Annotated in this window: 9 protein-coding genes; 7 read left to right on the top strand and 2 right to left on the bottom strand. The window is 68.9% G+C overall.

Annotated elements, in window-relative coordinates; translation table 11 throughout:
- Nucleotides 1–9: 9 nt before the first annotated feature.
- Both tssK and AC1RB9_RS13560 read right to left on the bottom strand, forming a co-directional pair.
- Nucleotides 10–1,341 (bottom strand): type VI secretion system baseplate subunit TssK, encoded by a 1,332-nt coding sequence (gene tssK / locus AC1RB9_RS13565; RefSeq protein ID WP_020750612.1) that lies wholly within the window; start codon nt 1,339–1,341, stop codon nt 10–12.
- Between the two features lie 59 nt (nt 1,342–1,400).
- Nucleotides 1,401–1,877, bottom strand: coding sequence for a hypothetical protein (locus AC1RB9_RS13560; protein WP_003450945.1), 477 nt, complete (start codon nt 1,875–1,877; stop codon nt 1,401–1,403).
- A gap of 207 nt (nt 1,878–2,084) precedes the next feature.
- On the opposite strand from AC1RB9_RS13560, the gene tssB reads away from it, so the two are divergent.
- From tssB to tssH, 7 genes are all read left to right on the top strand, one after another.
- Nucleotides 2,085–2,630, top strand: a complete 546-nt coding sequence (gene tssB, locus AC1RB9_RS13555; protein ID WP_003089493.1) for a type VI secretion system contractile sheath small subunit — start codon at nt 2,085–2,087, stop codon at nt 2,628–2,630.
- Between the two features lie 22 nt (nt 2,631–2,652).
- A complete protein-coding gene (tssC, locus tag AC1RB9_RS13550; RefSeq protein ID WP_003089494.1) occupies nt 2,653–4,137 on the top strand; it encodes a type VI secretion system contractile sheath large subunit in 1,485 nt (494 codons plus the stop codon).
- A gap of 73 nt (nt 4,138–4,210) precedes the next feature.
- A complete protein-coding gene (locus AC1RB9_RS13545; RefSeq protein ID WP_003089495.1) occupies nt 4,211–4,708 on the top strand; it encodes an Hcp family type VI secretion system effector in 498 nt (165 codons plus the stop codon).
- A 12-nt stretch (nt 4,709–4,720) separates the two neighbouring features.
- Complete coding sequence (gene tssE, locus AC1RB9_RS13540; RefSeq protein WP_003450950.1) at nt 4,721–5,146, top strand: type VI secretion system baseplate subunit TssE; 426 nt, start codon at nt 4,721–4,723, stop codon at nt 5,144–5,146.
- On the top strand, nt 5,130–6,923 hold the full coding sequence (tssF, locus tag AC1RB9_RS13535; RefSeq protein WP_003160312.1) for a type VI secretion system baseplate subunit TssF: 1,794 nt from the start codon (nt 5,130–5,132) through the stop codon (nt 6,921–6,923). Before tssE ends, tssF begins: the two co-directional genes overlap by 17 nt.
- The gene (tssG, locus tag AC1RB9_RS13530; RefSeq protein WP_003104928.1) at nt 6,887–7,903 is read left to right on the top strand and encodes a type VI secretion system baseplate subunit TssG; all 1,017 of its coding nucleotides are present in this window, start codon (nt 6,887–6,889) and stop codon (nt 7,901–7,903) included. Before tssF ends, tssG begins: the two co-directional genes overlap by 37 nt.
- 1 nt (nt 7,904) lies before the next feature.
- Nucleotides 7,905–10,454 carry a type VI secretion system ATPase TssH gene (tssH, locus tag AC1RB9_RS13525; RefSeq protein WP_003114516.1) on the top strand — a complete coding sequence of 850 codons (2,550 nt, stop codon included), beginning with the start codon at nt 7,905–7,907 and terminating at the stop codon, nt 10,452–10,454.
- The last annotated feature ends 69 nt before the right edge of the window (nt 10,455–10,523 follow it).

Raw genomic sequence — 10,523 nt, 5'->3', positions numbered from 1 at the left:
CCTTCCTGTCTAGGTGTTGTCGCTGCCGTCGGCGACGAACAGCACGATCTGCCAGGGACTGCTGGCGACCCCGCTGACCGGCGCGACGATGCGCAGCGGCTGGCCGGCATCGAACCAGTCGCCGGCACCCTGCACGACGAACAAACGGGTGTCGTCGCCAACGCTGTAGGCCACCTGTTCCTGGCGATTCATCGGCTGCCGCGCCAGTCCGCTCATGCGTTGCCGGGCGAGCAACGGCAGGTGCGGGTCGGAGGCGACGATGGCGCGCTCCAGCCAGTCAGCCGCCGCCTGTTCGCCGGCGCCGGCGGGCATCCGCAGGCCGACCACCAGGCGCTGACGCGGCGCCGGATCGGGCAGGCGCACGGAAAATACCTGTTCCTCCTGCTCGAACGGCAGGCAGCGGTAGCCCGCGCGGATCGACTCGATGGCGCGCTCCAACCAGTCCAGCAGCGGCTCGTAGCCACGCCGCAGGTCGAGGAAGTCGAGCGCTTCGAAGGCCGGCACGCCGGCCAGCGGATCGAGCGCCGCCCAGGCACCGGCCAGGCCCAGCAGGCTGCCGTGCAGGGCCAGCGGCGAGGCCGCACGGCTTGCCAGCAGGCCTTCGACCTCCGGCAGGCGGGTCCAGAGCGCGGCAAGCTGGCGACGGATTTCCACCGCGTCGTCCTGGTTGCCCGCCTGCTGCGCCAGGCGCAGGCGCCCGCCGAGGAACAGCGCCTTCTCCCGGGCCCGCGCGCAGAGTGACTGCACGCGTCTGCCCAGGGGCGACTCCGGCAGGATCAGTGGCGTCGGCGGGACGTAGGGCAGGCTGACGTAGGCGCCGCCCTCCTTCGCCACGCGCAGCAACGGCAGGCACACGGAGTCGGCCTTGCCGTCGTCGCCGACCAGCCGCAGCGACGCTCGCCAGACGGTGATCGGCTCGGGGTGCTCGCCGCTGGCCAGGTCCGGCAGCGGCGCGCCGACCCGCGATTGCAGACGGCCCTTCAGCGGCAGCAACTGACCCGCCCGCCACAGCGGACTGACCGCCAGGTGGACGTTCAGCAGCGGCCCTTCGGCGGCCGCCAGCGCTGTCTCCAGATCGAACTCCAGCGGCGCGTCGACACCAGCCTGCACGCTCACCGGCAGGCCGTCGGGCAGGATCGCTTCGAGGTGCAGGACCCGCACTTGGCCGGCGCACAACGCCGAGGGGTCCAGTTCCAGGGCGGTCACTCCCCAGAACCAAGGGTTGCAGGCCTGTCCGATGCGCGCCGCCAGCGCCTCGGCACGCAATCCCTGCAACTGGAAATGCTGGGGAAGCAGTTGCATCCCTTCGTGCCAGCACACCGCGTCAGGCAGAACACTCATACGACTCCCCTTCGACGTCCTACGTTGTCGTGCACGACGGTCGCTCGCCTGCCCCTCCGCTAACGCGTGGCGGGATCGTTGACCAGTCGCATTTCCCGGGTATCCAGACGCAGCCAGACGCGCTGCTGCTGGTCGAGGCGCAAGCGGTGCGCGCCGGGTGTGTTATAGCCGGCGAAGACCAAAAGTCCAGTTGCGCGGTCGCCGCGCAAGGGGAAGGACTCCGACTCGATGAACTGCCCCGGGACCAGCTCCAGGCTCCATACCGCGAACTGCTGCCGGTAGTCGCGGCGGTACTGCTCGCGATTGGCGAACCACTGGCTGGCCGGCAGTCCGGCCAGTTCCTTGAACAGCTCCGCATCCTTCACCGCGACGAAATCCACGGCGATCGGCGAGTCGTCGTTGGCGCGCGCGGCGACATCCAGGGTCAGCCGCTGCAACTCGACCCGCGGCGCGAAGAAATACGAGCAGCCGGCCAGCGCCAGGATCGCCAGCGGCAGGGAGAATTTCCGACATATGGTGAAACATCCGTGCTTCATGGGAGTCCAACGAAAATTTTATTTTGCAAATCCATAGACCTGTTCTAGCGTCTTTTGTAGTTCGTCGCCAGTGACGGACCAGAGGGATCGCCAAGGACAGGTTCTGCGCCGTTTTCCCTGTCATGCCTGTGATCCAGCAAGGGACTGCGATGATCAGGGCATCCCCCGATGCATTGCGCCCCCACCATTGCATCGGAGTCAGCCGCCATGGCCGAGAGTACGCAGCACAAGCTGGACCGGGTGCGCCCGCCGCGCGTGCAGATCACCTACGACGTCGAGATCGGCAACGCCATCGAGAAGAAGGAGCTGCCCCTGGTGGTCGGCATCCTCGCCGACCTCTCCGGCAAGCCGGATACCCCGCCGGCGAAGCTGGTCGAACGGCGTTTCGTCGACATCGACCGCGACAACTTCAACGAGATCCTCTCCTCCATCTCTCCCCGCGCCACCCTGCAGGTCGACAACACCATCAGCGGCGACGACAGCAAGCTGAACGTCGAGCTGCGCTTCAACCACATCGAGGACTTCGACCCGGTCAACCTGGTGAAGCAGGTGGTCCCGTTGCGTCGCCTGTTCGAAGCGCGCCAGCGCCTGCGCGACCTGCTGACCAAGCTCGACGGCAACGACGACCTCGACCAGTTGCTGCAGGACGTGGTGGCCAACACCGAAGGCCTGCAGGAAATCAAAGCGGCCCGCCCGGAAGCCGAAGCGGCCCCGGCCGGCGACAGCGAACCCCCGGCCGACCAGCCGGCCTGACCCTCTTCCCGGAGAAGCCGCCATGCCCAAGTCATCCGCCGCCGAACAATCCGGCGAGAGTTCGACCCAGACCCTGTCCCTGCTCGACGAGATCATCGCCAAGGGCCGCATGGCCCACGACGACAGCCAGCAGGACTATGCCCGCGACATGCTCGCGGAATTCGCCACCCAGGTCCTCGACGAGGGCATGGCCGTCGACAAGGACACCGTGGCGATGATCAACGACCGCATCAGCCAGATCGATGCGCTGATCAGCGACCAGCTCAACCAGATCATCCACCACCCCGAGTTGCAGAAGCTGGAAGCCTCCTGGCGCGGCCTGCACCAACTGGTGAGCAACACCGAGACCAGCGCGCGGCTCAAGCTGCGCCTGCTGAACGTCGGCAAGAACGAACTGCAGAACGACCTGGAGAAGGCGGTCGAGTTCGACCAGAGCGCACTGTTCAAGAAGATCTACGAAGAGGAATACGGCACCTTCGGCGGACACCCCTTCAGCCTGCTGATCGGCGACTTCACCTTCGGTCGCCATCCGCAGGACATCGGCCTGCTGGAGAAGCTGTCGAACGTCGCCGCGGCTGCCCACGCGCCGTTCATCGCCGCCGCCAGCCCACGCCTGTTCGACATGAACAGCTTCACCGAACTGGCCGTGCCGCGCGACCTGACCAAGATCTTCGAGAGCCTGGAGCTGATCAAGTGGCGCGCCTTCCGCGAGAGCGAGGACTCGCGCTACGTGTCGCTGGTGCTGCCGAACTTCCTCTTGCGCCTGCCCTACGGCCCGGAGACGCGACCGGTGGAAGGCATGAACTATGTCGAGGACGTCAACGGCACCGACCACTCCAAGTACCTCTGGGGCAACGCCGCCTGGGTCCTGGCGCAGCGCATCACCGAGGCCTTCGCCAAGTACGGCTGGTGCGCGGCGATCCGCGGCGCGGAAGGCGGCGGCGCGGTCGAGGGCCTGCCGGCGCACACGTTCCGCACCAGCTCCGGCGACCTGTCGCTGAAGTGCCCGACCGAGGTGGCGATCACCGACCGCCGCGAGAAGGAACTCAACGATCTCGGCTTCATTTCCCTGTGCCACAAGAAGAACAGCGACGTGGCGGTGTTCTTCGGCGGCCAGACCACCAACAAGGCCAGGCTCTACAACACCAACGAGGCCAACGCCAACGCGCGCCTGTCGGCGATGCTGCCGTACGTGCTGGCGGCATCGCGCTTCGCCCACTACCTGAAGGTGATCATGCGCGACAAGGTCGGCAGCTTCATGACCCGCGACAACGTGCAGACCTACCTGAACAACTGGATCGCCGACTACGTGCTGATCAACGACAACGCACCGCAGGAAATCAAGGCGCAGTACCCGCTGCGCGAGGCGCGGGTGGATGTCAGCGAGGTGGCCGGCAAACCGGGAGCCTACCGCGCCACGGTGTTCCTCCGGCCGCACTTCCAGCTCGAGGAACTCAGCGCGTCGATCCGCCTGGTCGCCAACCTGCCGCCGCCGGTAGCGGCGTGAGTCCGCCCCCGCCGGCAGCGCCGGCGGGGCGCCCTTCCCGTTCCAGACAGCCCCTCTCCAGGAGTCAGATGCGATGGATGCGATCATTCTCGATTTCGGCAGCGACATCAAAGGCGACAGCCTGCTCGTCGGCTACGAAAACAAGATCGAAATCATGTCCTACAGCCACAACGTGGCGATGCAGGTCACCAACGACGTCAGCAACTCGGAGCGCACCTCCGGCAAACCCCACGTCGGCGAATTCACCCTCACCAAGTTCATCGACACCTCGACCCCGACCCTCAACGAGTATTGCTGCGCCGGCAAGCCGATCGCCGAGGCGACCATCACCATCGGCCGCAACGCCGCCGAGGGCAACGGGCAGATCATGCCCTTCATCGTCTACACCCTGAACAACGTGGTGCTCTCCAACGTCAGCGTCAGCGGCGGCGCCGGCGGCAAGCCGGTGGAGACCCTGTCGCTGAACTTCACCAAGATCAAGTGGGAGCTGACCGCGCAGAAGGACGACGGCACCAAGGAAGGCACGGCCGCCTCGACCTGGGACCTGGCCGCCAACCAGCTGGTCAAGTGACCGGGCGCCGACATGTCCGGAGCCCTGCCGCCGCTGTTCGAGCGCCTCAGCGCCGAGGCCGACGAACGTCCCGCGTTCGACGACCGGGCGCTGGCCGAGTCGGTCCGCGGCGAGCTGCTGCGCCTGCTCAACACACGGCGCCCGGCGAATGCGCGCAGCGGCATCCTCGCCTACGGGCTCGCCGACTGGACCGCCGTGCAACGCCTGCGCGCCGAGGACCGGCGCCAGCTGGCGCGCGAGGTGCGGGCGGCGGTCGAGCATTTCGAGCCGCGCCTGCAACTGGCCGAGGTCGAGGTCGAACCTGACCCGGGCAATCCGCAGCGCCTGCGTATCCAGCTCGGCGGCCGCCTGCGCAGCGGGTCGCGCCTGACGCCTGCGCTATTCGTCATCGAACAGGGCAGCGATGGCCTTGAGGTGCGCCATGAGCGATTCGATTGATGCCGACCTGCTCGACTACTACCAGCGCGAGCTGACCTGGCTACGGCACGCCGGCGGCGCCTTCGCCGAGCGCTATCCGAAGGTCGCCCGGCGCCTGCAACTGGCCCCCGGCGAATGCCCCGACCCGCACGTCGAGCGTCTGCTGGAAGGCTTCTCGCTGCTCACCGCGCGCCTGCAACGGCGCCTCGACGACGACTACGCAGAGTTCAGCGACGCCCTCCTCGAACAGCTCTACCCCCTGGCGCTGCGCCCGCTGCCGTCCTGCGCGATCGTCCAGTTCGAACCGGACCCGACCCAGGGCAGCCTCGCCGAGGGCTACCGGCTGCCGCGCGACACCGCGCTGTTCGTCACCACCCGTGGCGGCGACAGCGTGCATTTCCGCAGCAGCGCCGAGGCGACCCTGTGGCCGCTGGCGATCGACGAGGCGAACCTGCTCGGCGGCGAGGAGGCGCAAGCCCTGACCGGAGTCGGCGCCGCCCGCTCGGCGTTGCGCCTGAGCCTGCGCTGCCTGGGCGAGTACCGCTGGGACGAACTGTCGATCGAGCGCCTGCGCATCCACCTGGCGGCTTCGCCGATGGGCTGCGCGATCCTCTACGACCTGCTCGCCGCGCATACCGTGCAGGTCATGGCGGGGGCGCCCGGCACGCCGCCGGCGGCGCTCCGCGGACTGCCGGAGATCGTCGGCTTCGCCGCCGACGAGGCGCTGCTGCCGGAGGAAGACGGCGGACATCCGGGCCTGCGCCTGCTCGCCGAGTACTTCGCCTTCCCCGACAAGTTCCACTTCTTCGACCTGCCACTGTCCGGCGCGCTCGCCGACGGACAGACGCTCTACCTGTACCTGGTCTTCGATCGCGCACCGACGGCACGCCTGCATTTGCAGGCGGAAGACTTCCAGCTCGGCTGCGCGCCGGCGATCAACCTCTTTCCGCGGACCTCGGAGCCGCTGCGCCCGGACGGCACCCGCAGCGAGTACCGCCTGGTCGCCGACAGTCACCGCGAGAACAGCGTGGAAATCCATAGCATCCGCGCCGTGCGCTCGGTGGCCGGGAGCACCGTGCAGCCAGTCCCGGCCTACTATGGCTGCCGCCACGACAGCCACCTCGGCACGCTCTACTGGCACGCCCGGCGCATCGCCGGGCTGACCCCGAACCGGCTGGGCAGCGACCTGCTGCTGAGCCTGGTGGATACCGGCTTCGACCCGTTACGCGAAGCCCCGGCCTTCAGCCTGACCGCCGAGCTGCTATGCACCAATCGCTATCTGGCCGAGCGCCTGGGTGCCGGCACCGCGCTGGGCTTCGAACGGCCCGGGCCGGTCGCCGCCGCACGCCTGCGCAACGCGCCCAGCGCGCAGAGCCAGCCGCGCCTGGACGGCCAGTCGCGCTGGAGACTGGTCTCGCAGCTGACCCTCAACCACCTCTCGCTGGTGGAAGGCCCGCGCGCCCTCGAAGCCCTGCGGGAAATCCTCGCCCTGCACAACCTGCGCGACGATGCCAGCGCCCGCCGGCAGATAGAAGGGCTGAGGCAACTCGACTGCCAGCGGGTGGTGGCGCACGTCGGCGAGGATGCCTGGCGCGGCTGGCGCAATGGCCTGGAAATCCGCCTGCGACTCGATCCGCAACACTTCGTCGGCGCCAGCGGCGTGCTGTTCTCCGCCGTGCTGGCGCAGTTCTTCTCGCTGTATGCCACCGCCAACCGCTTCGTGCGCACGGTCCTGGTGGAAGCCGACAAGGAGGTGAAGACATGGCAACCCCAGGCCGGCTCGCCGCTCTCCCTCTGAGTCAGCGGCTGCGCCGCACGCCGCAGCGCTTCGAACTGTTGCAGGCGCTGCTGCTGCTCGAACGCGAGCGTCCCCAGGCGTTGCCGCTGGGCACCGGCAACGCGCCGCGGGCGGAGGCCCTGCGCCTGCGCGGGCCGCTGTTGCCGCTGTTCGCCTCGAGCGAGGTGGAAAGCCTGCTCGACGACCCGCAGCAACCGGTGCTGTCCACCCCGGTGTTCGGCCTCGGCGGACCCGACGGCCCGTTGCCCTATGCCTACCAGGAATGGCTGCAACAACGCGCCCGGCAGAAGGACCATGCCCCCGCCGAGTTCCTCGACCTGTTCCAGCACCGCCTGCTCAGCCTGCTCTACCGGGTGCTGCGCAAGCATCGCGTGGCGCTCGGTTTCGCGGTGCCGGCGGCGACCCCGGTGCAGGCGCAGCTACGCGCCCTCAGCGGCCTGTTGCCGAAAGCCCTGCAAGAGCGCCTGGCGCTGCCGGACAGCGCGGTACTGGCACGCACCGCGCTGTTCGCCGGCGGGCGTCGCTCCCTGGCCGGCTTCGCCGGCCTGGTGCGCCAGCATTTCGGCGTGGAGGCACGGCTGGACGCCTACCAGGGCGCCTGGAAGGAAATCCCCGCGGCCAGCCGCAGCCGGCTGCAACGCGGCGGACGCAACCTGCGCCTGGGTCGCGACGCCATAGCCGGCACGCGCACCTGGGACGAGCACGCCGGCATCGCCCTCAGTCTCGGTCCGCTGGATGCCCGCGAAGCCGCCCGCTTCTTCCCCGACGGCGACGCCCATGGCCAGTTGGCCAGCCTCGCCGCGCTGTACTTCGGCCCCGACCTGGATTGTCGCCTGAGCCTACTGGTGAGCGGCGGCGCGCCGCTGCGCCTGGAGCGCGGTGCACCGCCCAGGCTGAGCTGGAACACCGGCCTGCGGCGCGTCGAAGACAGCCAGCGGCAGCGCATCGATCTCGACCTGCGGCAGCCGGAGGTAGCCTGAAATGGAACTCGCCGCCCTGATCGGCCGCCTCAACCCGGACTGTCGCCGCGCCCTGGAGCGCGCCGCGCAACGCTGCCTGCAACGCACCCATCATTACGTAGAGATCGAGCACCTGCTGCTGGAGCTGCTGGACATCGACGGCGGCGACTTCGCCTGCCTGCTGCCGCGCTTCGGCCTGGAGCGCGACGCCCTGGTCGCCGAGATCAACCTGTCGCTGGAGCTGTTCAAGGCCGGCAATACCCGCACTCCGGCGCTGTCCGCGCACACCATCGGCCTGCTCGAAGACGCCGTGGTCCACGCCAGCGTGCTCGGCCAGGCGCAGATCCGTTCCGGCCTGCTGCTGCTCGCCCTGCTCGACCGCGAGGAGCGCCGCGCCCTGCTGCTGAACAGCGCGTCGTCGCTACTGCGGATTCCCCACGAGGCCTTGCAGGCCAACCTGCTGGAGTGGATCCAGGCCTCCCGCGAACAGCCGCCCGCGCCGAACCGCCCGGCGGCAGGCGGCGACAAGCCGGAAAGCGCCCCGGACCCGCTGCTCGACCAGTACACCCAGGACCTCACCGCCGAAGCCCGCGCCGGGCGCATCGACCCCATAGTCGGGCGCGACGGGGAGATCCGCCAGTGCGTCGACATCCTCCTGCGCCGGCGGCAGAACAACCCGATCCTGGTCGGCGCGCCGGGCGTCGGCAAGACCGCGGTGGTCGAGGGCCTGGCCCTGCGCATCGCCGCCGGCGAGGTGCCGCCGTCGTTGCAGGAGGTGATCCTGCGGGTGCTCGACCTCGGCCTGTTGCAGGCCGGCGCCAGCATGAAGGGCGAGTTCGAGCAGCGCCTCAAGGGCGTGATCGACGCCGTGCGCAACAGCGCGCAGCCGATCATCCTGTTCATCGACGAGGCGCACACGCTGATCGGCGCCGGCGGCGCGGAAGGCGGCAGCGACGCCGCCAACCTGCTCAAGCCGGCCCTGGCGCGCGGCGAGTTGCGCACCCTGGCGGCCACCACCTGGCTGGAATACAAGAAATACTTCGAGAAGGACCCGGCGCTGACCCGGCGCTTCCAGCTGGTCCAGGTCGAGGAGCCGGACGAGGCCACCGCCGTGGAGATGCTGCGCGGCGTCGCCGGCAAGCTGGAACTGCATCACGGCGTGCAGATCATGGACGCGGCCATCGTCGATGCGGTGAAGCTGTCGCATCGCTACATCTCCGGCCGCCAGTTGCCGGACAAGGCGATCAGCGTGCTCGACACCGCCTGCGCGCGGGTCGCCCTCGGCCAGCACGACGTGCCGCCGCCGCTGGAAAGCCTGCGCCATCGCGAGCAGGCGCTGGAAGAGGAATTGCAGCGGCTGCGCCGGGAACAGGCCACCGGCCTCGACCACAGCGCGCGTATCACCGCCCTGGAAAGCGAGTCGGGCGATAACCGCCGGACCATCCGCGAGCTGGAGACCCGCTGGGACGAGGAACGCGAAGCGGTGCGCGAACTGCTCGACATCCGCCGCGAACTGCTGGCCCTCAGCGAAAGCGCCGACGCGGCCAAGCCCGACGAGGAACTGGACGGTCGCATCGACCACCTGGCCGCCGAACTGGCGCGCCTGGCGGCCGGCCTCGAAGCCATCCGCCAGGACGACCCGCTGGTTCCCGAGCAGGTGGACTCGCGTACCGTGGCCGCGGTGATCGCCGGCTGGACCGGCATCCCGGTGGGCAAGATGCTCGCCGACGAAGCCCACGCCATCCGTTCCCTGGCGCAACGAATGGGCCAGCGGGTGATGGGCCAGGAGGCCGCCCTGGGCGCCATCGCCCAGCGCATCCAGGCCTATCGCGCCGGACTCAGCGACCCGGCCAAGCCGGTCGGCGTATTCCTCCTGCCCGGCCCCACCGGCGTGGGCAAGACCGAGACCGCCTACGCCCTGGCCGACGCCCTTTACGGCGGCGAACGCAACCTGATCAGCATCAACCTCTCCGAGTACCAGGAGGCCCACACCGTCAGCCAGCTCAAGGGCGCCCCGCCCGGCTACGTCGGCTACGGCAGCGGTGGCGTGCTCACCGAAGCGGTGCGCCGCAAGCCCTATTCGGTGGTGCTGCTGGACGAGATCGAGAAAGCCCATCCGGACGTGCTGGAAGCCTTCTACAACGTGTTCGACAAGGGCGTGATGGAAGACGGCACCGGCCTGGTGGTGGACTTCAGGAACACCGTGATCCTCGCCACCAGCAACGTCGGCGCCGAACTGCTGCTGGACAGCCCGGCCGAACAGGTCGCCACCCCGGCCTTCGACGAGCGCCTGCGCAAAGTCCTGCTGCAAACCTTCCGCCCGGCGTTCCTCGCGCGCATGACCGTGGTGCCTTACCGGCCGCTGGAGGAAGCCACCCTGGAAGGCATCGTCGTGGCCAAGCTGGAAAAACTGCGGGAACGCTACAAGGCCGCTACCGGCAAACAGTTCGACTTCGACCCGGCCATCGTCAAGGCCGTGCTCGCCAAGTGCAGCGCGGCGGGCGCGCGGGATATCGAGAACGTGCTGATGGCGCAGGTGACGGGGAAGTTGGCGGAGTGGGTACTCGAATGAGCGTCCCGAGGCATCGCGGCATCCGCCCGTTTCCGATGGAGAACGTATCGGCTAGAGAACAGCGGACGA

It is taken from the genome of Pseudomonas sp. 20-5, assembly GCF_056782835.1.
The sequence above is the reverse complement of the archived record's forward strand: the minus strand, read 5'-3'. Positions and strand labels throughout refer to the sequence as shown.